This is a genomic window from Pseudorhodoplanes sinuspersici (assembly GCF_002119765.1).
In the GTDB taxonomy this organism is placed as follows: Bacteria; Pseudomonadota; Alphaproteobacteria; order Rhizobiales; family Xanthobacteraceae; genus Pseudorhodoplanes; species Pseudorhodoplanes sinuspersici.
The window spans coordinates 2,708,234-2,729,700 of sequence record NZ_CP021112.1 but is presented as its reverse complement, the minus strand read 5'-3'; the positions used below and the strand labels follow the sequence as shown (position 1 = coordinate 2,729,700).

19 protein-coding genes are annotated in these 21,467 nt (G+C 59.5%); 1 reads left to right on the top strand and 18 read right to left on the bottom strand.

Features of this window, described 5'->3' with window-relative positions; genetic code table 11:
- Nucleotides 1–89 precede the first annotated feature (89 nt).
- The 9 genes from CAK95_RS13125 to CAK95_RS13085 form a co-directional block, all read right to left on the bottom strand.
- Nucleotides 90–1,943 carry an NAD(P)-binding protein gene (locus CAK95_RS13125; protein ID WP_086088322.1) on the bottom strand — a complete coding sequence of 618 codons (1,854 nt, stop codon included), beginning with the start codon at nucleotides 1,941–1,943 and terminating at the stop codon, nucleotides 90–92.
- A 105-nt stretch (nucleotides 1,944–2,048) separates the two neighbouring features.
- Complete coding sequence (locus CAK95_RS13120; RefSeq protein ID WP_086088321.1) at nucleotides 2,049–3,374, bottom strand: TRAP transporter large permease; 1,326 nt, start codon at nucleotides 3,372–3,374, stop codon at nucleotides 2,049–2,051.
- Nucleotides 3,375–3,869 carry a TRAP transporter small permease subunit gene (locus CAK95_RS13115; protein ID WP_245303850.1) on the bottom strand — a complete coding sequence of 165 codons (495 nt, stop codon included), beginning with the start codon at nucleotides 3,867–3,869 and terminating at the stop codon, nucleotides 3,375–3,377. It lies immediately after the preceding gene.
- 10 nt (nucleotides 3,870–3,879) lie between these two features.
- Entirely contained in the window at nucleotides 3,880–4,965 is a 1,086-nt protein-coding gene (locus CAK95_RS13110; protein ID WP_086088319.1) for a TRAP transporter substrate-binding protein, read from the bottom strand.
- Nucleotides 4,966–5,133: 168 nt separating this feature from the next.
- Nucleotides 5,134–6,495: an amidase gene (locus tag CAK95_RS13105; protein WP_086088318.1), complete on the bottom strand. Its 1,362-nt coding sequence runs from the start codon at nucleotides 6,493–6,495 to the stop codon at nucleotides 5,134–5,136.
- A 30-nt stretch (nucleotides 6,496–6,525) separates the two neighbouring features.
- A complete protein-coding gene (locus tag CAK95_RS13100) occupies nucleotides 6,526–6,726 on the bottom strand; it encodes a hypothetical protein (RefSeq protein ID WP_086088317.1) in 201 nt (66 codons plus the stop codon).
- 29 nt (nucleotides 6,727–6,755) lie between these two features.
- Entirely contained in the window at nucleotides 6,756–8,264 is a 1,509-nt protein-coding gene (locus tag CAK95_RS13095; RefSeq protein ID WP_086088316.1) for a TRAP transporter large permease, read from the bottom strand.
- Entirely contained in the window at nucleotides 8,264–8,884 is a 621-nt protein-coding gene (locus CAK95_RS13090; protein ID WP_086088315.1) for a TRAP transporter small permease subunit, read from the bottom strand. The genes CAK95_RS13095 and CAK95_RS13090 overlap by 1 nt, the downstream gene beginning before the upstream one ends.
- A 98-nt stretch (nucleotides 8,885–8,982) precedes the next feature.
- Nucleotides 8,983–10,092: a TRAP transporter substrate-binding protein gene (locus tag CAK95_RS13085; protein ID WP_086088314.1), complete on the bottom strand. Its 1,110-nt coding sequence runs from the start codon at nucleotides 10,090–10,092 to the stop codon at nucleotides 8,983–8,985.
- Between the two features lie 284 nt (nucleotides 10,093–10,376).
- On the opposite strand from CAK95_RS13085, the gene CAK95_RS13080 reads away from it, so the two are divergent.
- Nucleotides 10,377–12,122 (top strand): ABC transporter ATP-binding protein/permease, encoded by a 1,746-nt coding sequence (locus CAK95_RS13080; protein WP_086088313.1) that lies wholly within the window; start codon nucleotides 10,377–10,379, stop codon nucleotides 12,120–12,122.
- Between the two features lies 1 nt (nucleotide 12,123).
- On the opposite strand, the gene CAK95_RS13075 is transcribed toward CAK95_RS13080, so the two are convergent.
- From CAK95_RS13075 to CAK95_RS13035, 9 genes are all read right to left on the bottom strand, one after another.
- Entirely contained in the window at nucleotides 12,124–12,567 is a 444-nt protein-coding gene (locus tag CAK95_RS13075) for an HPP family protein (RefSeq protein ID WP_157699614.1), read from the bottom strand.
- 133 nt (nucleotides 12,568–12,700) lie between these two features.
- Nucleotides 12,701–13,624, bottom strand: coding sequence for a TorF family putative porin (locus tag CAK95_RS13070; protein ID WP_086088311.1), 924 nt, complete (start codon nucleotides 13,622–13,624; stop codon nucleotides 12,701–12,703).
- A 311-nt stretch (nucleotides 13,625–13,935) separates the two neighbouring features.
- On the bottom strand, nucleotides 13,936–15,003 hold the full coding sequence (locus CAK95_RS13065; RefSeq protein WP_086088310.1) for a hypothetical protein: 1,068 nt from the start codon (nucleotides 15,001–15,003) through the stop codon (nucleotides 13,936–13,938).
- 266 nt (nucleotides 15,004–15,269) lie between these two features.
- Complete coding sequence (locus CAK95_RS13060) at nucleotides 15,270–16,238, bottom strand: ABC transporter substrate-binding protein (RefSeq protein WP_086088309.1); 969 nt, start codon at nucleotides 16,236–16,238, stop codon at nucleotides 15,270–15,272.
- 216 nt (nucleotides 16,239–16,454) lie between these two features.
- Nucleotides 16,455–16,832, bottom strand: coding sequence for a hypothetical protein (locus tag CAK95_RS13055; RefSeq protein WP_183044258.1), 378 nt, complete (start codon nucleotides 16,830–16,832; stop codon nucleotides 16,455–16,457).
- A gap of 34 nt (nucleotides 16,833–16,866) precedes the next feature.
- A complete protein-coding gene (gene glcF, locus CAK95_RS13050; RefSeq protein ID WP_086088308.1) occupies nucleotides 16,867–18,219 on the bottom strand; it encodes a glycolate oxidase subunit GlcF in 1,353 nt (450 codons plus the stop codon).
- Between the two features lie 2 nt (nucleotides 18,220–18,221).
- A complete protein-coding gene (locus CAK95_RS13045) occupies nucleotides 18,222–19,436 on the bottom strand; it encodes an FAD-binding protein (RefSeq protein ID WP_086088307.1) in 1,215 nt (404 codons plus the stop codon).
- A 54-nt stretch (nucleotides 19,437–19,490) separates the two neighbouring features.
- Entirely contained in the window at nucleotides 19,491–20,723 is a 1,233-nt protein-coding gene (locus CAK95_RS13040) for a phenylacetate--CoA ligase family protein (protein ID WP_086088306.1), read from the bottom strand.
- A gap of 26 nt (nucleotides 20,724–20,749) precedes the next feature.
- Entirely contained in the window at nucleotides 20,750–21,433 is a 684-nt protein-coding gene (locus CAK95_RS13035; RefSeq protein WP_086088305.1) for a zinc metallopeptidase, read from the bottom strand.
- Nucleotides 21,434–21,467 lie beyond the last annotated feature (34 nt).

Here is a 21,467-nt window from a genome sequence, read left to right as displayed (position 1 = left end):
TTCGCGTGCAGAAAACGCGCCAAAACAAAAAGCTAGAGCCGCGGCTTTGATTCCATCAAAGCCGGAAAGCTCTAGGACGTCAGCCAAGCTCACCCTATCAGCACTTCCCGCACGGCCCGATGCGCCTGATCGATCGCGGAATGCGCATAGGCGTGCCAGTCCGAATCCGAATTGGCGATGGCAACACGGCCGGCGGGCTGACGCGCGCGTTCGATCGTGTTTGCCAGTTCTCCTGAATCGAACAGTGAATTGGCGCCATAGGAATATCCATGCGACCAGCGGTTGACCGTGATCGCAGTGATATCCCGCGCACTGGAAAAGCCGCCTGCCCCCAGCATGCGGTCAAGTTCGTCGCGTATGCGCGTTTCGAAATCGGCAAAGGTCATGTCCAGAAGCTGCATGCGGCCGAGACGGAACTGGTCGCGCGCTTCCATGCCCGGATTGGACTCGTTCGGCACATGCACGAGATGCAGCCCCATGGGCTCCGAAGGATCGCGCGGATGACGATAACCGCCCATGCTGACCGGGTAATCGAGCTTCACGCGGCTGTGGAACGACATTGGCCCGGAAATCTCGTGCACACCGAGATTGGCGAAAGCCTTCCAGTTGCGCATCAGCACCTTGGTATAAACGAGTGGCGCCTTGACGTTGCGGAGAAGCGCGTTGCGCTGCTCTTCCGGCAAGTCCGGCATCATGTAGGGAATGGCCATGTTGAAACAGGCAAGGATGGTGTGCGTGGCTTTCACGCGATGCATTTTGCCGTGCCGGACATAAGCCAGCTCTGCGCCTGACGGTGTTGACTTGACGTTCACGCAGGTGCTGTCGAGACGGATACACACGGCATTGCCGTCGCGATCGAGGCGTTCATAGAAGAACGGCGCCAGCACGATGTCTTCCATCGTGTTGCCGGGAGCGGCACCAGGAATCAACGCGCGCACCAGGAGCCGCGCGATCGAGGCATTGCCGTCGGGAAAATGATAGATGTAGGGCTCGTCGCGTTCGGGACTCGCCTGCTCCGGTAGCCCAAGGCCGGCAAAACCGGGCAATCCGATCTCGCGCGCACCCGCAGCCGGGATCATGTCGCTCGCCAGTGCCATGAAATCGAGCGAACGGCCATGGAAGCAGTTCGCGGCCTTTTCGCTCAGGTCGCATGTCTTGATCAGATAATCGCGGTAGCTGACTGTTTCGAGAAAAGCGGTCTTTTCCTCGGTGGTCTTTCCCACCAGCGGATCGCGTGTCCGATCATACAATGCGAGGACCTGAGCCTTCTCGTCGTCCGGCAGCGGAAAGCCGGCAACGAAGTCCTGCGGCGTCTTTTCATTCAGCAATCCGGGACCAAGATCGTCGGCCACCATTGCGGTCGGATCGCCATTCACCAGGACATCGCGGCCGAAATGCTCGCGCGGAAAGAATACGCCACGCGACAGGCCGAGCGAGGGATAGAGATTGCGATCGAACGCCGTCCGGAAGCGGTCGATATCGACATTCAGATCGCGCAGCAGTCGTTTGGCGACATTGCTGTAAAGGCCCATCGGCGATTGCAGCGACTCGCTGCCGCCATAGCTGAGGACGAGACGATCGCCGATGCGAAATTCATTGCGCTTGGCGTGACCGCCGAAATCGTCGTGATTGTCGAGGATCAGGATGCGGGCATCGGGATTCTGCTGCCGGTAGAAAAAGGCCGCCGACAGGCCGCTGATGCCGGCACCGACAATGACGAGATCGTAACGCTCGTCGATTGCGACATGATCGAACGATGGCGTCTGCCCATCGCGCATCGCATGCGCCGCCTCGAACGAGCCATCATGCTGGCCGCGCATGCCCATGAGAGCCGGCGGATAGCGAACGGCATCCTGCGCGAAAAGCTGCTGGACGGGTGTCAGGCCGGCGGCAATGCCGAGCGCAAAACCATTGAAGAAATCGCGACGCGTGATGTGCGGCATAATACGCTGAAGTTCCGCTCATGCCCAGGCCAGCAGGCAACCAGAAATATCCTGGATCCCACCTTCCCGGGATATGAGCACAGATTACAGCATTCGCTTGGTGAATTACCAGCCGATCGCCTTGGGCAGCCACGTCGCCAGCGCCGGGAACTGGAAGACCAGCACCAGCGCGACGAACTGCATGATGATGAATGGGATCACCCCGCGATAGATGTCGCCGGTCGTCACCTCCGGCGGCGTCACACCACGCAGGAAGAACAATGCCCAGCCGAAGGGCGGCGTCAGGAACGACGTCTGAAGATTGATGCATATCAGGGCCGCGAGCCAGACCAGATCGACATTGGCCTGAATGAACACCGGCAGGAATAACGGCACCGCGATGTAGGAAATCTCGATCCACTCGATGAAGAAACCGAGGATGAAGATGATCAGCATCAGGAACCAGATGTCCGAATTGACGCCACCCGGCAGGAACGCAAAGAGATCGTGAACAATTTTTTCACCCTGCAATCCGCGGAAGGCGAGCGCAAAGGCCTGCGCGCAGATCAGGATGAACATCATCATCGCCGTGATCTTCGTCGTAGCTTGCGCGGTTTCGCGGACGACACTCCAATTCAGGCGCCCACCGATGGCCGTAACGACGATGGCGCCGAGCGCTCCCATCGAAGCGGCCTCCGAGGGCGCCGCGATTCCGGCAATGATCGAACCGAGCACCGCACCGACAAGGGCGACCGGAGGCGCGACCACCTTGAAGGATTTCGTCAAGAGCTCTTTTTTCGAAATAAGGTCGCGCTCCTCTTGCGAGAAGGCTGGCACCATATCGGGGCGAATGATGCCGAGTACGAGAATGTAGATGACATAAATCGCCGCCAACAGCAGCCCCGGAACCATCGCCGCGGCAAACAGTGTGCCGACCGATTCATTGAGAATGTCGGCGAGCAGAATGAGAATGAGACTTGGCGGAATGATCTGACCAAGCGTTCCGGACGCGCAGATCACACCACAAGCAAGCCTCTTATCGTAACCGCGCCGCAGCATGCCGGGTAACGTGAGCAGGCCAAGCGTGACAATGGTCGCGCCGACAATGCCCGTCGTGGCCCCGAGTAGAACGCCGACAAGCACGATGCCGATCCCCAGTCCGCCGCGCAGCGATCCTGCGAGATGGCCGATCACATCCATCAGATCTTCGGCCAGTTTCGATTTTTCCAGCATCATTCCCATGAACACGAACAGAGGAATCGCGAGGAGCGTCGAATTGGTGACCACCCCGAAGATGCGGCTGGGGAGAAGATTGAACAGCAGACTGCCGAAACCAAGATAGCCGAAGACAAGGCCTGCCGTTGCCAATGTCAGCGCAACAGGAATGCCGGCTATCAGCAGCACGAAAAACGATACCAGCATCAGGATGGCGAGGATTTCCGACGCCGGCATTTAAGCTCTCCGCATTGCGATGTAATTCTTGATCGCTTCGGACAGCGATTGCAGAAACAGGATGGCAAAGCCGATCGGGATCAGCGACTTGACGATATAGCGATAATCGATGCCGCCGGGATTGGCCGTCCCTTCCCCGATCGACCAGGATTGGTAGACATACGGGATCGACAGCCAGATCACGATGACGCAGAAGGCCATCGAGATGAACGCCGAAATCACCTCGACGAGATGCTTGTTGCGCGGCGTGTAATACTGGAACAGCACGTCGACCCGAACATGCTCGCCGTGAAGCAGCGCATAGGACATACCGAACAGACAGATCGGCACGAAAATGTGCCACTCCAGTTCCTGCGCCCAGATGAAGCCGTAGGAAAACGCATAACGCAGCAGTACGTTCGCGCCCATGACAAGCGCGATACCCAGCGCCAGCCATGACGTAGCACGGCCCACGAGATCGACGAATGCGTCGATCCCGTGGGCCAGTTTCTCCACTGAATTCAAATTACGCCTTTCTGATCTTGCTATGGTAGACGGCTTCGCTCAGATCGGCCCAGGCATCGTATTTCGCCTTGTACGCCATGTAAGAGTCATTGACCTTCTTGGTGACCGGATCCTTGGCAACCGCTTCGGCGAGGATTTTGTCGGTCGCAACCTTGAGCGCCTTCACCACTGAATCCGGCAGCGGCTGCGCGATCACGCCCTGGTTCTTCACCAGATCTTCCATCGCTTCGGCATTGTTCTTCTGGCACCAGGCCTCGCTGATCGTGTTGCAGGCGGCGCATGCATTTTCCACGATGGCTTTGAGGTCGGGCGGCAACGAATTCCACTTCGCCTTGTTGATGGTGAGTTCGCTCGCGGTCGCCATCTCGTGCCAGCCGGTCGTGTAGTAATATTTCGCGACCTTCTGCAGACCGAGCTGACGATCGAGATACGGGCCGACGAATTCCGCAGCATCGATGACGCCGCGTTCGAGCGAGGGAAAGATTTCGCCCGGCGCAATCAGGCGCGAGTCGACCCCAAGCTCCTTGTAGACACGGCCGGCAAGGCCGGGGATGCGCATCTTGAGACCCTGCAGGTCTTCGGGCTTTTCGATCGGCTTGCGGAACCAGCCGGTCATCTGCACGCCGGTATTGCCGCAAACGAACGGCACGAGATTGAAACGGTCGTAGACCTCGCGCCACAGACCGAGGCCACCGCCATCATACATCCAGCCGTTGAAACCCTGGAAATTCAGCCCGAACGGCACCGCTGTGAAGTATTGCGCGGCAAAGCTCTTGCCGGTCCAGAAATACGAATTGGCGTAGTTCATCTCGACCGTGCCGGATGAGACGGCGTCGAAACCTTCAGCCGCCGGGATCAGTTCGCCGGCGCCATAGAACTGGATCTTGATCCGGCCATTGGACATGTCCTCGATGCGCTTGCAGAGGTCTTTCGCACCGCCCGGACCGGTTGAATAAAACGCCGCATTTGGCCCATAAAAGCTGGTCATTTTCCAATTAAAGGTGGTTTGCGCGCGCACCACCGCAGGCGCGGCAACACTCGCCGCGGCTCCCGCCAAAGCAATTTTTGTGAAATCCCGACGTTTCATGACACTCTCCCGCGAAACGGTTACGAAGCGTCATTTTTAAGCAAGTTGCAGGCCAGCCCGATTTTTTGCTGCCGGGGGCGTGCTCGCATTCACGACAAGTGAATTGATAATAGTTTAGGCAGATCTGATCAATCGGCAATCAGACATTGGATCACGATTGGATCATGTTCAGGATTTCTTCGCGCGCTTCTTGCCTTTTGGTGTGATCTTTTCCGCCAGCCATTTCGCAGTCCGAAATAAGCGGACGTCGTCGTTGCGCGCGCCGATGAGCTGAACGCCAAGCGGCATGCCGCCTTCGCCTTCCAACAGCGGCAACGATATCGACGGCAGGCCGACCAGCGTCCATAGCGAGCAGAAAGCCGGATTGCCGGTGGAATTGTGACCGATCGGCGCCACGCCAGGCGCGGCTGGCGTGATGATCGCGTTGCACTCCTCAAAAATTTCATTGAGGCCCTTCGCGAGCGACTGCGCAAGATCGCGTGCGGCGAGATATTGCGTCGCCGTCACCTTGCGGCCCTCGGCAACCAGATCGTGCAATACGGAGCTAACACCGTCTCCGCGCTGGTCAACGAGCGCGCCAAAGCGATGCGCCATGTCTGACGCCATCACCACGCGATGCGCCTCCCAGGCTTCGGCATAGCGCTCCGGCAATTCGACCGGGTAGCAGGCAGGTCCGAGTGCTTCCGCCAGACCCTCGAAAGCCGTCCGCGTTGCAATATCGGCTTTGTCCCAGATTGGCGTGCGCACAAATGCAATGCGCGGCTCCAACGGAAATTTCTCGGTCACGGCCTTGCGGAATGGCGGCACCGCAATGGGACGCGTATCGGGATCCTCCGGGTCGAACCCGGCAAGCGTTTCCAGGATCAATCCGAGATCTTCCAGTGTGCGCGCGAAGGGACCGACATGATCGAGCGCACGCGAGAGAGTAAGCACGCCGTGACGCGACACCAGACCGTGACTCGGTTTGATGGCGAAGACGCCACAGAAAGAGGCGGGCCTGATGATCGAACCATTGGTCTGCGACCCGATCGCGAGCGGCACCATGCCGGACGCGACGGCTGCGGCCGACCCGGACGAAGAACCGCCAGGGGTCCTGGCCGTATCGTGCGGATTGCGGGTTTTGCCGGGGTGAAAGTAGGCGAATTCGGTTGTGACCGTCTTGCCAAGGATCACCGCGCCTGCGCTCCGCAGCTTGGCGACAATGGTCGCGTCGTCAAATGGGCGGCGGTCCTTGAACAGCGGCGAGCCGAATTCGGTCGGATAGTCGCTGGTGTCGATGATGTCCTTGATGGCAACAGGTATACCGTGCAACGGCCCCAGCGTCCCGCCGCGCGCCTTATGCGCGTCGAGTTCCCGCGCTTGTGCGATGGCATGCGCAGGATCGAAATGAGCGAAGGCCTGGATTTCGCTCTCGACCTCTTCGATGCGTGCAAGACACGCGCGCGTGTAATCCTGCGCGGAAATTGCGCCGCGCGCGATCTCCGTAGCGGCCTGGCAGGCTGTCAGGTTTGAAAGTGCAACGTCGGTCAAAACCAAATCTCAACAGGCGAAGTGCGGCATTTACTGATTGCCGATCATGTCGAGCACGCCCGACAAGGTCAAAGTAAAACTCAGCGCCACCGCCGTGGTGAAAGCCACACCGACATAAGGCTCGAACTCGGTTCCAACGAAACGGTGAGCGTTGCCGTTACGCGGCAAACAATACCAGAACACGGCACCCGTGATGACGAGAATGACCAAGCCGGCGATCAGAAGAAACATGCTACCAAACTCCAAACCGACTGCGCAAATTACTGGTACAGATAATTCGGCAGCCAGAGTCCGATCTGTGGAAATGTATAGAGCATGATCATCGAGACGATAACGATCATGAGATAGGGCAGAACACCGCGAAAAATATCGTTGATGTTCACCCAGCTCGGCGCCACCCCCTTCAGATAGAACGGTGCCATCGCCACCGGCGGCGACAGGAACGAAGTCTGAATATTCAGCGCCACCAGCAGCCCGAAAAACAGCGGATCAACATTGAAGGTCTTCAGCAGTGGCAGGAAGATCGGCATGAAGATCACAATGATCTCCGTCCATTCGAGCGGCCAGCCCAGGACGAAAATGATGATCTGGGCGAGGATCATGAAGCCCGTCGAATTGAGGTTGAGCGCCAGCACGAATTTTTCGATCGGCTCATGGCCGCCGAGATAGGCAAAGACCGCCGAGAACAGGAACGAGCCGACGAACAGCCAACACACCATCGCCGTTGTCCGCGCCGTCAGGAACACCGATTCCTTGAGCTGCCCGAGCGTGAAACTCGTGCCCGGGATCAGGACGATACCGACACCCAATGTCAGGAACCCGAACACCATCAGAACATGGCGGTCGACACTGACATGGGCCAACAAGCCGGCGACGAGCAGGTAAAGAAGAAACAGACCTGCGGCAATACCGTAGGCTCGAATGAGAAGCAGCCTCCACCGCTGCGAATAATCGGCACCATAGCCGACAGCGAGCAGCAAGGCGCCGAGAGACCCCATGGCGGCAGCTTCCGACGGCGTTGCCAGACCGAACACAATCGATCCAAGAGCGGCCGCGATCAACGCAAAGAGCGGCAGAAACGAGGTTACCAGCGACCAAAACACTGTCGCGATAGGAACATTGCGCTGCTCAGCCGGCAACCGCGGCGCCAGCTTCGGATTGAGGAGAGCCATGACCATGGTGAAAAGAATGTAGAGACTGGCGAGCATGATGCCGGGAAAGAATGCGCCCGCATAGAGCTTCACCACCGAGACGCCTGCAGTCGCCCCATAGAGGATGAGCATGACGCTGGGCGGGATCAGAATGCCGAGACAACCACCCGCGCAGATGACACCAGCCGAAATCTTGACGTCGTAGCCGGCGCGCAGCATGGCCGGGAATGCCAGCAGCCCCATCAACGTCACGACCGCACCGACGATGCCGGTCGCGGTCGCAAAGATGGCGCAGGTGGCGAGCGTCGCGATTGCCAAAGACGCCGGCATCGGGCCTGCTGCAAGCTGCAGCGATCGGAACAAGCGATCAAGAATATTCGCGCGCTCGATCACATAGCCCATGAACACGAAAAGCGGGATCGAGATCAGCACGTCGTTGGTCATCACCGAATAGGTGCGCTGGACCGCGAGCGAGAAAACCAGATCGCCCATCGCGTAATAACCAAAGAAAATGCCAAGCGCCATGAGGGTGAATGCAATCGGGAAGCCGAGCATGATGAAGATGACGAACAGGAAGAGCATCAGCACTCCCAGTTCCGGATTGCCGAAGCCGAACATCAGATTGCACCCTTGCGTTGCCCGATTTCCTCAAGCTCCTTGACGACCGCGATCTCACCATGCTCCGCTTTTTCCAGCACGATCTTGTCGATTTCCTCCACATCGTGGAGCCGCGGCGGCCATTCGCCGGTCCGGATGCAAATCCCGCAGCGAACCACTTCGACCATCCCCTGCAACAGCATCAGGACGCCGGTGATGGGGATGATCCATTTGAACGGCCAAATGATCGGGCCGTTGGGGCTCGCCGAAGATCGCTCGCCCATCAGCCAGGCCATCTTGGCGAAGCCGTAACCGGAATAAATCAGCGCAAGAATGCCGGGAAAGAAAAACAGCAGATACAGCACAAGATCGAGCTTGGCCTGGGTACGAGGCTGCCAAGCGCGGTAGAGAAAATCGCCGCGGACATGGCCGTTGCGCGCCAGCGTATAGGCACCGGCCAGCATGAACAGCGTGCCGTACAGAATGTAGGAGACGTCAAAAGCCCAGTCTGTAGGCGCACCGAAGAAATAACGCGAGAAGACTTCGTAGCTGGTGGTGAACGTCAAGATGAGGATGCACCATGCGACGGTCTTGCCGACCCACGTGCTTAACTCGTCCACTAGAAACAAGACGCGATTCATTGCTTCTCCCAGATTGCGCCTGCCGGCGCTCCCCTGCCCCCCACAACAGATAGACCCGCGCGGACATTCTCCGCGCGGGCTTTTTCAATCACCGGAGCTTAGCCGAAGGCGTTCTTGTAGGCCGCGTTGAGGGCGGTCGAGTCCAGGTTGTTGGTGAGGAAGTAGGCGCCGGTACGCTTCACCCAGTCCTTCTGCGAGGCGATCACCTTGGCGAAGAAGGGTTCCTTCGACTGCTCCGCGATCACCTTGTTCCAGGACGCAAGCTGTGCATTGAGCAGAGGCTCACCTGTCTTGATGACATTGACGCCACGTTTCTTGATCGCTTCGAGATCCTTCGAATAGCGGTCGTGCGCCATGGCAAACTGATCGGCGGTCGCTGCGAAAGCCGCGTTGCGCAGGATCGACTTCACTTCAGCCGGCTGGGCATCGAATTTCTGCTTGTTGAAGATGATCTCGAATGCTTCCGACTGCTGATGATGGCTGCCCATCATGAAGAATTTCGAGACGTCGGGGAAACCAAGCAGGATGTCGGACGACGGATTGTTGAACTCCGCCGCATCGAGCAGGCCGCGATCCATTGCCGGCACGATTTCGCCGCCAGGAAGAATTGTCACCGCAGCGCCCATATCCTTGAACACATCGGCGGACAGACCAACGGTACGATATTTCAGCCCCTTGAAGTCATCGCCGGTCTTCATTTCCTTCTTGAACCAGCCAAGCGGCTGGGTCGGCATCGGGAAATAAAGGAAGCCAACGAGATTGAGTTTCAGAATGTCGTTGACCAGTTCCTTATAGAGCGGCTCGCCGCCGCCGTAATAAAACCAAGCCAGCATGCTGTGCGCATCCCACCCGAAGGAAGGCGGCGTGCCAAACAGCGAATATGCCTTGTGCTTGCCGTACCAGTAAGCGGTGACGCCGTGACCAGCATCGAGCACGCCCGAATGCACGGCATCGGCCATCTGGAAGGCCGGAACGACGGCGCCAGCGGCGAGAACGTCGAGCTTCAGACGTCCGCCGGTCATGTCGTTAACCTTTTTGGCATAATCGACCGCCATCTCGTGGAAAATATCCTTGGTCGGCCAGGTCGATTGATATTTCCAGGTGGTGGTTTGCGCGCGCGAGACCTGCGGCATGGCAATCGTGGCTGCGCCGGTTGCACCGGCGGCCAAGAGGAATTTACGGCGACTTGTCCTTGACTTCGCGGTCATGAGATCCTCCCAAGAGACCATTTATCGTTCCGGCCTTTTTTGCCGGTTTTCATCATTAACCACCGGTACCCGTGCGGTATTCCGGCAGCTTCGTCATAGTTTGGACGGGATGTTTCTTTTGCACAAGCGTACCTTCGTCGATGTCGCACACTTTGCGTCGAAGGTCGGCGGGCATAGGCACGCGGTCACCATGTCTGAGCGCACCGCTGCCGGCCGTGAGCCATTGCCGGTTTTGGATTAGCCTCCTATCTCATCTTGCACTGCACCAAAAATAAAGGCCGTTCGTGAGCAACTTGTCCCGCTTTGTCGGCGATATCTGGAGATTGTCCATCCCCTATTTCCGGTCGGAAGACCGCGGGCCCGGTTTGCTGCTTTTGGCAGCCGTCGTTGCGATTGAATTATCGATCGTCGTTATCAACGTCCTGATCAATCAATGGAACGCGCGTTTCTTCAACGCGCTGCAGGACCGCGACTGGAATTCTTTCGTCACCGAGATCTGGATTTTCTGCGGGCTGGCCGCGATCTTTGTCGTCCTCGCCGTTTACCAGCTTTACCTCAATCAGTGGCTCCAGATTCGCTGGCGGACCTGGATGACCAAAAATTACCTTGACCGCTGGCTTGCCCATTCAGCGCATTACCGCATGCAGCTTCTCGGCGACGCCGCCGACAACCCGGACCAGCGTATCGCCGAAGACATCAATCAGTTCATCGAACGAACGCTGCTGATTACCGTTCGGTTGCTGGGCGCGATCGTCACGCTGTTTTCCTTTCTCGCGATCTTGTGGTCGCTGTCGGAAGCCGCGCCGCTGACGCTGTTCGGCTCGCCGGTCAATATTCCAGGCTATCTCGTCTGGGCGGCGCTGATCTATTCGGTGCTTGGCACTGTCTTCACGCACTGGGTCGGCTGGCCGCTGGCGGGATTGCATTTCCAACAACAGCGATATGAAGCGGACTTCCGGTTCAATCTCGTCCGGGTGCGCGAGAATTCGGAGCAAATCGCGCTATTGCAGGGGGAGACCGCGGAGAACAGCCGGCTCGGCGATCGCTTCAGCCATGTGATCCGCAACTTCATGCAACTGATGTCGCGGCAGAAGAAAATCATCTTCGTCCAAGCGAGCCATACACAGGCAGCGGTTGTTGTTCCCTATATACTCGTGGCGCCGGCGTATTTCTCAGGTTCGGTACCGCTCGGAACTTTGACACAAACCGCCAGTGCCTTCGGCAGCGTCCAGGAATCGCTCTCATTCTTTGTCACCGTTTACCGCACGGTGGCGGAATGGGCCGCAATCATCGAGCGCCTGAGCGGCTTCAACCGCTCGCTCGACAATGCGGAAGCGATGCAGACCGCCGCAAAAATTGCAGTGACACCGGACGCGGCGGCAAAGTCGGTGCGTATCGACGATCTTTCGGTCGATCGCCCGGACGGCAAGGATCTGCTGACGCCGGCAGATGCTGAAATCGGCGCCGGTGAACGTGTGCTGCTCACCGGCCCTTCGGGCTCCGGCAAGTCCACATTGTTTCGCGCGATCGCCGGGCTATGGCCCTTCGGCAAGGGACGCGTCACGATTCCCGCGAACGCCCGCGTCATGGTGCTGCCGCAGCGGCCTTACTTTCCCGTGACGACGCTCGCGCTGGCCCTGTCCTATCCCGCCGACGCCGGCACCTTCGACGACGCAACATTGGCGGAGGCCCTGCGAGCCGTGGGCATGCCAGACCTCGTCGAGAGATTGCATGAGGAAGCGCACTGGAACCGTATTCTGTCGCTCGGCGAGCAGCAACGCCTCGGCATCGCCCGCGCCTTGCTGCAGGCGCCGGATTTCCTGTTCCTCGACGAGGCAACCGCTTCGCTCGACGAACCGGCGGAAGCAAAGCTTTATGCGCTGCTGCATGAAAAACTGAAAGGCACCACCATCGTGTCGATCGGCCATCGGTCGACCCTGACGGCGCTGCACGGACGTCACATTGCATTGGAACGCGACGGTGAGGCTCACAGGCTGGCGGAGAGGGTCCAAAAAACGGCGGCCGAGTAAATCACCACCAGCGATCCGGCCAGCGCTGACGCCGCACATAATTGGTCCAGACCCAGCTATAAGCGAGCAAAATGAGGGCGCCGGCGGCAACGGGAACCAGGATGAAGCTCCAGGACATCCCGTTCATCACAATGATGAGCGGGCTAATGCCGGCCGGTGGATGAAAGCTGTCGCTCACGAGCATGACCAGCATCGCCACCCCCACGGCCAAAGCGGCGACCCAGGCCTCCGGCCCTGCCAGCTTGAAGGCCGCGACGCCGACCAATGCCGACAAAACGTGACCGCCGACCAGAGCCCGTGGTCGGGCCGGTGCGGCCTCCGGCGAACCGGTCATCAGCACGATCGAGGTGGCGAACGGGATCGATGCCAGCGGAAATTCGGTCTCGAGCGACAGCAGATACATAATGCCCACGGCGAGACCGCCACCGGCGGCGCCGGCCATCATGGATATATGCTTTCGATCGAGCTGCATGCGGACCCGTGTTGCAGGGCAGATGCCAAACAATGCCAGTTCCGGCAAATAAAAAAGCGGCGGCCCGTCGGGCCGCCGCTGAAGCTACTTGGAGCTCAGATTGGGTTTATTTCAGAGCATCAAGCGTGGTGTCGAAGGACAGCTTGGCGATATAGGCATCCGAGCACCAGTTGGAGGTGCCGGTGCCGTTGTTTACGCCTCTGACGTCAGATGTCAGCAGGAAGCATTCGGTCGGCGTTGCGTCCGTGTCGTAATAACGCAGATCAAGCGTGACCGCCTTGTAGGTAAAGCCGAGACCGGCGTTCCAGGTCGTGTAATCCGGAAGCGTCAGCGGGGCGCCGAAGAACTCGCCTTCGCCAAACCAGTACTTGCCGACTTCACCCGACACGTACCAGCCTGCGCCATTCGGAAGCGCGGTGCCGGTGTATTTGGCGTTCACCGATGCGAACGTACCGCTCGCCTTCAGGCCCAGCCAATCGTCCGTGTAGTAGATGCCGCCGCCGATGGCGAAGTTGTCGTTAAACGTATAGGTCGCTTTGGCGTAGAACTCGAGAAAGTCCGTGTTGCTCACCGTGTAGGGAGCAAAGCCCAGGTTCGGATTGGACGTTACGAACGACAGCGTCGGATCGATGAATTGCTGCTGCTCCTTCGGGTAATAGTAGTAGAGCAGGCCCAGATCGAGTTGCAGAGCGCCGAACGTTGCACGAAAACCGCCGTAAAAGTCGATTTCAGCCGACGGATCGGTGACCAGCTTCACGCCGTAGCCGGCGACGCCGAGGTACCATTGAAAATCTTTCGTGACGTTGTAGCGGCCTTCGATATAGGCGGTCGCTGAAAACCCGCGATCCGACTGGCTGATACCGCGGAAGTTGTAATCGGTCATCACGGCGCCGCCGATGGCGACATCCCACGGATTGTAAGACACCGGCGGCGGCGGCGCCTTATAGACCGGCGCCATATCAGCAGCGAGAGCCGGCGCGCCGGTAACAACAGCTGCGGCAAACACAGCCGGCAGTACAAATTTCTTCATGGTTAGCCCCTTCAATTTCGACGTCCTTGGCAGTCCTGAGCTCGGCGACTGTTCGCAACCCGACGCGCCACACTCCGAACACCAACCCCCTGCTTCGTCTCTTGCAGTTGAGCCAATTCCGCACTGAACAACGAAAAACTCCAATGCAATAATTTTGGCAATTGCTGACTTTTTGGGCGTTTCCGCCTCAGAACAGCTCCAATTCACACGCGGGCTGTCACAATCGGGTAAGGTGTTGCAGAAAGGTCACGAAAAAGGCGCTGAAAACACGACGTTTTCAGCGCCTTTTCGACCTCAGATTGAAGCTGGACTCAGGCTGCCTTTTTACGATTCGCCTCCAGCCGCTGATCGACCAGTGCCACTTGGGCATCGATGGCCGGCAGGCTGAGACCCTTCTGTTTGGCAATAAGCTGCACCAGCTTGTCGGCCCGTTCGATATTGGGAGCTCCGTTGTTCAGGGCGCGCGCGGCTGAGGCCGGACGCGACAGGCTCTGCGCTGCGGCCGCATATTTCTCGAACGGCACGAGATCGTTCGGATTGGCGCCGAGTTTCACGACCAAGTCGTTGACGAAGTTATAGACCGTCCGCGAGGTCTCGATATCGCTGTGCACCGCCTCCTGGGCCGTCCGCATCCCGTCCGGCGTCACGCAGCGATAATTGCCAGCCAGCAGCATCGCCCATTTGGCCAGCGGCACGAACAGGGAGTCGGAGACGCGAAGCTTCACCGGCAGCTCGATCTTGGTGCCGTCGCCCGGATCGAACCGGATCGCGTCGATCTCTTGCTCGAGCTGGCGCAGGATCGCGGTATCCTTCTCGTCATCGAACTTCGCAACCTTGAAGTTGGTCGGGAGGGTGACCATCAGCACATTCGCCGGCTCATCCGGCGGACGAATGGCCTGCGGATCGGGGCTGCACAGGGTCAATTTGCCGGGTTCAAAATTGTCCCAGACGGTCGGATCGGTATAGGCGGCTTTCAGCGAATCCGCATTCAAACCAGGAATGCGCCGCATATAGGGGAGCGGTGGCATGTTCATGATCGACATGCACGGCACGCGCGACTTGGCGACCGCATCGAGCAATTCGCGCACGCCTGGCGAGCGGTATTGCGGCTCCTGCATGGCGAGGCCGACCAGATCGTAATCGGCTGGATTGACCCCAGCGGCACCGCCAGCGGTGACCTTACCGGGCAGTTTGCGCGAATCCAGCACCACAGGATCTTTTCGACCCTTCACCGGCAGCCGGACTCGAAAACCTTCAGCATTGATCAGGTCTGCTTCGGCAGGCAGGCAGACGTGATGAATCTTGTGCCCGCCAAACAGCATCTTGGAAGCAAGGAGCGACCCATAAGCCGCGCCCATGATGAGAATATTGTAAGCCATCGAAAAAACCTCCCGGCTGGTTGGCGCTCGTTGATTGGGCCGCGATGCTAGTGTCCCGCTTCCAAAGTTCGTGTCCTTTCGCAGCGGCCTCTTATACGAACTTCGGAAGCGAAGGACACCTAGCAACTCATTGAATCTATTGTGGCTTTGGTACAGAAGTCCGCACTCGGACTCGCTGCGGGAATGATGCGGACTACTGAACCGCCACACTATTGGCGCAGGCGGTCCGATGCAACACAGCGGGCCTATGGTCTGACAAAGCCAGCCTATCGAGCGGGCTTGTAGAGGATATCGAACAGAGGGGCGATATCCTGTGCGGTTTTGGCGCTTGGAATGTATTTATAGTCCAGCGCGTCCTGCAGCGTCAGGTCGAGCCCCTTGATCTCGCCGATCTGCAGCCCCTCCTTCGGATAGAATTCCTGCACCGCCTTCTTGGCGATATCGGACGTCAGCTTGTTGTTCTCGGCAAAGATGTCGATCGCCCGCTGATCCTTGTAGGCCCAGTCGATCGCCCGCTGATAGGCGCGAAGAAATTTCTCGATCGCCGCGCGCTTGGTCTTCAATGCGTTCTCATTGGCGACGTTGACCCGGATGGTCTGGCCGGCGATCTGCGGCACATCGGACGTGCGCGCGATCACCCTGATCTGGTTCTCGTTCAATTGCCGCAGCCCGAACGGCGCCGCCGCCCAACCGACATCGATCTGACCCGTCATCACCTGCGTCAGCGTGGATGGTGTGCCGCCGGTCGGCACCGGCTTCGCACTGGACCCAGCCTGCTTCTGGAGAGCCAGAAGGATGAGATGCGACGACGATCCCGGTGACGAGAACGAGGTGGTCTTGGCAGCCGGGTCCTTGAGACTTTTGATCGGACTGTCCGCCTTCACATACCAGTAAAGTTCACCGGCGCCGGTCATCTGGGCGGAAATGACACGCACGGGCGCGCCCTTCACATAGGCGCCAATGACGCCCAGCAATCCGTTGGACATGCCGACATCGACGCTGCCGGACAACACGGCGGTCAGGGTGGCGGCGCCGCCGTCGGTGTAGAACGGTTCGACGGTGATGCCTTCTTCTTTGAAGAAGCCGTTCCTCTCCGCAAAATCGACAAAGGACGAATCCCAGAAGAAGCGTTGCGATACCGCGACCTTCAGCTTGTCCGCCTGCGCCATGGCGCCGGCTGTCGGAGCAAACGTTGAAAACAGCACCGCAAAAGCGGCGAGCACCAGCTTCGTCATCAGTCTCTCCCTAGAGTGGCTGCCGGCGTTCTGTCGCGTCCGGTCCAGTTGGTATGGCCATTTATAGTTTTACGTCAGGCCACCGGACAATCTTAGCCCGATATCGTGGCCGGCGTGCGATCCATAAAATGACCTCGGCCCAGCCTTACTCAGGTCCGGGCCGAGGTTATTTCGCCAGCCGTCACCGCATCGACAACTGGCTGTGCAATCGCAAGATCACGTGTCGCTTTCGCTGGAGCTGCCAAAGGGACGATAGCCACCCGTCAGGAGCGAGCCGACGCCGCCCGTGGATTCTTTCTCTTCGACGGGTTCTGGTTCGGCGACCGGAGCCGGTGCGGGCGCTGCAACCTTCGCCTTCCGAGGAGCAGACTTTCTCTTCGTCTTGGCTTTCTTGGCCTTGGGTGCGCTCTTCCTAGATGCCTTTTTGGAAGACTTCTTGGCGCCCTTCTTCACACCTTTCCTGGCGGACTTTTTTGAAGACTTCCTGGAAGACTTCTTCGCAGTTTTCTTCTTTTTCGCCGCAGTTACCTTCCTGGTTTTTTTGCCCTTCTTGGCTTTTTTCGCCTTTTTACCCTTCTTCGCCTTCTTCGCCATGAAATCGTCTCCGAATGTTTGCGCTACGCTGTCGTTACACGAGAGCGAACGATGTTGCCGTCGCCGGATCGGCCGAAGGCATCGTATGCGCGCGACCGGTCAATCCCGCCGGTCTCGGGCCTCCAGTGGCCCAATCGATCAACTCGACCGGATGAACCACCGGTATCGACGTTCCAGACGCGATCTGAGTCATGCATCCAATATTGCCTGCAGCGATCACATCGGGATTCACTTGCGCGATGTTTGCGATCTTACGATCTCTCAACGACTGCGCAATCTCGCTTTGCAGGATATTGTAAGTTCCTGCCGATCCGCAACAGAGATGACCTTCGGCGATGTCTTTAACGATGAAGCCATATCGCGCGAGGAGCTCCTTCGGCTGACGCGTGATGCGCTGACCATGCTGAAGTGAGCAAGCGGCGTGATAAGCGACCGTCAAACCCGACGATGGCAGTGGTTCATCCTGCGGCAAACTAGCCAGATATTCGCTGATATCCTTCGCTAAAGCAGACACTTGCGCCGCCTTGGCCGCATAAGCCGGCTCGTTGCGGAGCATGAAGCCATAATCCTTCACCATGGTGCCGCAGCCCGACACATTGATCACGATGGCATCGAGACCCTCGCCGTTCATCTCCGCTGTCCAGACGTCGATATTGGCTTTGGCCTGCGCGTGAGCCTGGTGCTCGCGCCCCATGTGGTGGACCAGCGCACCGCAACAGCCTTCGTCCGCGGGCGTCACCACCTCGATGCCCTTGCGGTTGAGCAGACGGATCGTCGCGTCGTTGATATGAGCGCCCAGCACCTGATTGGCGCAGCCGGACAGCATGGCGACACGGCCCTTGCGCTCGCCCTCGGCGGGATAGACGGTGCGCCGCTCATGCGGTACCGGCGTTGCCTTTGGCGCGAGGCTCAGCATCGCCGCCAGCGGTCTGAGGCCTGCCATTGTCAGCAATGGAGCGAACGGCTTCGCCAGCCAGGCCGTGGCCAGGGCCACACGCAGCCGTCCCGGATAGGGCAACACCGTCGCCAGCAACCAGCGCACCAGCCGGTCGCGGAACGGGCGCTTATAGGTCGTCTCGATATGCGCACGCGCATGATCGACGAGGTGCATGTAGTGCACGCCCGAGGGACAGGTGGTCATGCACGCAAGGCAAGAGAGGCAGCGGTCGACATGCTTGACCACATCGGAGGTCGCCGGCCGGTCCTTCTCCAGCATCTCCTTGATCAGGTAGATGCGGCCGCGCGGCGAATCGAGCTCATCGCCCAGCAGCACATAGGTTGGACAGGTCGCGGTGCAGAAGCCGCAATGCACACAGGCACGCAGGATCTTGTTGGATTCCGCGATGGCGGGGTCGGCAAGCTGCGCAAGAGAGAAATGGGTCTGCATGATTACACCCCTGCCCACATGCGACCGGGATTGAGAATGCCTTTGGGATCGAAGCTGTCTTTCACCCGCTTGGTCAAGGCCGCGACACCCTCATCCTGTGGCTCGAACACGTCAACGGCCGCTCGAATGGCGGCCGGCGCCCGGATCAATGTCGCGTGGCCGCTGACCTGAATGACGGAGCGGCGGATCAGGTCCGCACCGGCATCACGCGATTTCGGGATGGCAATCCAGATCAGCCCGCCGGCCCAATCGAAGAAATAAGCCGCGCCGGTCTCGGAAGCGATCGCCTGCGCCAGGGCCGCCCCTTTCGTCGGCGCAGTCGATATGCGCCACACCGGCTGATAAGCGGCGTCCGCCAAGAGGCGTACATCGCGGATCGTGCGCCAGATCGAGCGAGAGCTCTCTTCCCCCAACGTCTCCACCAGCCCGTATGGCTTGAGCAAGGCAGCGAGCATCGACAGGCGGTGCGACACCGATGGTACCACGCCTTCGAGCCGCAAGAGTGTGACCGGCTGCTCGCCAAGCAGCCCCTGAAGATCGCCCATGACCTGAACGGGCAGATGCGCGGCGCCCGACACATCGCAGGACGACCCCATCGCCTCCGCCATGGCGCTGACCGCCTTGGTATCGTCGAGGCCAAAGACCATTACCGTCGATTCCGTCTCGGCCCGCGGCAAGGTCTTGATCGTGACATCGGTCATCGCAGCCAGCGTACCGTATGAACCCGCCAGCAATTTGCAGAGATCGTAGCCGGTGACATTCTTCACCACGCGGCCGCCGGATTTGAAGGTCTCGCCCCGGCCCGACACGGCCGTCACACCGAGGAAATGATCGCGCGCGGCGCCGGCCTTGATACGGCGCGGACCCGAGAGGTTCGCGGCAATCACACCGCCAATCGTTCCGGCGCCCTGCGGATCACCAAAGAGCGGGCCATAGTCCATCGGCTCAAAAGCCAATTCCTGTCCATTGGCCGCAACAAGCTGCTCGATTTCGGCGATCGGCGTGCCGGCCCGCGCCGACAGCACGAGCTCTTCGGGCTCATACAAGGTGACGCCGGACAAGGCCGACAGATCCAGCGTGATATCCGACTGGTTAGGCCGCCCGATCCCGCGTTTCGAACCATGGCCGGCGACTTCAAGCGTCTTGCCCTCGGCCAACGCCCAGACCACCGCGTCTTCCACGTCCTTGGCGTCGCGGGGTTTCAGAATATCCGGCACGATATCTTTCTTTCTGGATCCTTTCTAAACCTCTCTCCGTAAACGGAGCGAGGGTCAAGAGATCGGCCGCTCGTCGGCAATGACCTTTCCGTCATTCGGCAGGCTGTCCGGCATGACGAGCTTCACCGCGCCCTTGAGCTTGGTGACCGATTGCAGCGTGGCCGCAACCTGATCGGCAAGGCTTGCGTCGCGCGAACCGGTCTCGGCATGCAGCGTCATCGCATCCTGTTCGCCCTCACGCGTGACGACGAGCCGCACGCGACCGAGTTCTCCGTGGCGCCTGCACACTTCAGCCACCTGCTCCGGCCGCACGAACATGCCTTTGACCTTCGCGGTCTGATCGGCTCTGCCCATCCAGCCCTTGATGCGCATGTTGGTGCGTCCACAAGGTGAGCGGCCCGGCAATACGGCGGACAGATCGCCGGTCGCCAGCCGAATCATCGGATAATCCGGATTGAACGAAGTCACGACCACTTCGCCGACCTCGCCTTCGGGCACCGGATCGCCGGTGCCGGGGCGTACGATCTCGACGAAGATATTCTCGTTGACCACGAGCCCTTCCCGCGCCGGCGTCTCGTAGGCGATCACCCCGGTCTCGGCGATGGCATAGCATTGCAGCACATCGACGCCGCGCGCGGCCATTTCTTGCCGCAGCGAGGCCGGCAGCGCCGCACCGGAGACGAGCGCCCGTTTGATCGAGGAGGCATCCTTGCCGGCTTTCCCTGCGGTATCGAGCAGGATTTTCAGGAAATCGGGTGTGCCGACATAGCCATCCGGCTTCAGCCGCGCGATGGCCTCGACCTGCTGCTCGGTATTTCCGACGCCGCCGGGAATGACCGCGCAACCCAGCGCCTGCGCTCCGGATTCAAACATCCACGCGCCGGGAGTCAGATGATACGAGAAACAGTTGAGGACGATATGACCTTCGCGGAAACCCGCCGCAAACAAAGCGCGGGCCACACCGGCAAAATCATCGCCATGGCCTTCCGGTTCGAAGATCGGACCCGGCGACATCAGAAGCCGCTTCGCCTTGCCGGGCGGCGAGACATTGAAGCTGCCGAAAGGCGGCGTTGCCTTTTGCAAGGCTGGCAGATCGGATTTGCGCAGAAGCGGCAGCTTCGCCAGCGCCTCGCGCGAGGCGACGGATTTCACATCGACGTCAGCCAACTGCCTCGACCAGCCGGCCGCCCCTAACGCGTGCATCAACACACGCGGAAGCTCGACCGAATTCTCCCGATCGCGCTGCGCCGGGTCGCGTGTTTCGAGAGCGTCGTAATGTTCGGTCATCGCCTGCGTCCTCTCAGTCCCTCGGCTTACCCGATCCGAAACCACCGCAGCACATTCAGAAGCGTCGCCAACGCCGCCGCGACATAGGTAAAGGCGGCCGCCCGCAGAACGCTTCGCGCCGCCGGAATGTCGTGTTCGGAGAGATAGCGCCGCCCCTCCAGCACCGGCAGCGCCTTGCCGAAACTGGCATCGAACTCGACCGGGAGTGTCACCAGATGAATGACGACTCGAACACCAAACAGCGCGATTGCGGCCGCAACCTGGACAATGGCCAGCACCGGCGACTTCACCAGCATGAAGACGACGGGAACGAGCACCAGAACGGTGGTAGCAAGGCGGTCCACCCAGACAAGCTGGCTAACGAGATCCAGTCGCAAGGCGAACGCGCGTTCTCCGCGCGCATGCTGAATGGCGTGAGAGACCTCGTGCGCGGCAACAGCTACGGCAGCAACCGAACGGCCATCATGATGATCGGGCAAGAGGCGCACCGTGCGCGTATTCGGGTCGTAATGGTCCCCCTCGTGCGTCATTTCGACCTTCACGTCCTCGAGCTTCGCCTCATCAAGCAAATGACGAGCAAATTCGCCCCCGGAGCCGGGCAGATCGGGTCGATCGACCCCATGCGTCTTCAGTACATGCCTGATCCACCAGCTTGGCCCGAACACGAGCGCCAGCAGGAAGAGGAACGCAACAGCGGCAAGAATTGGCATGTTAGCAAGGCTTTCGATCGCGCAATGTGAGGCA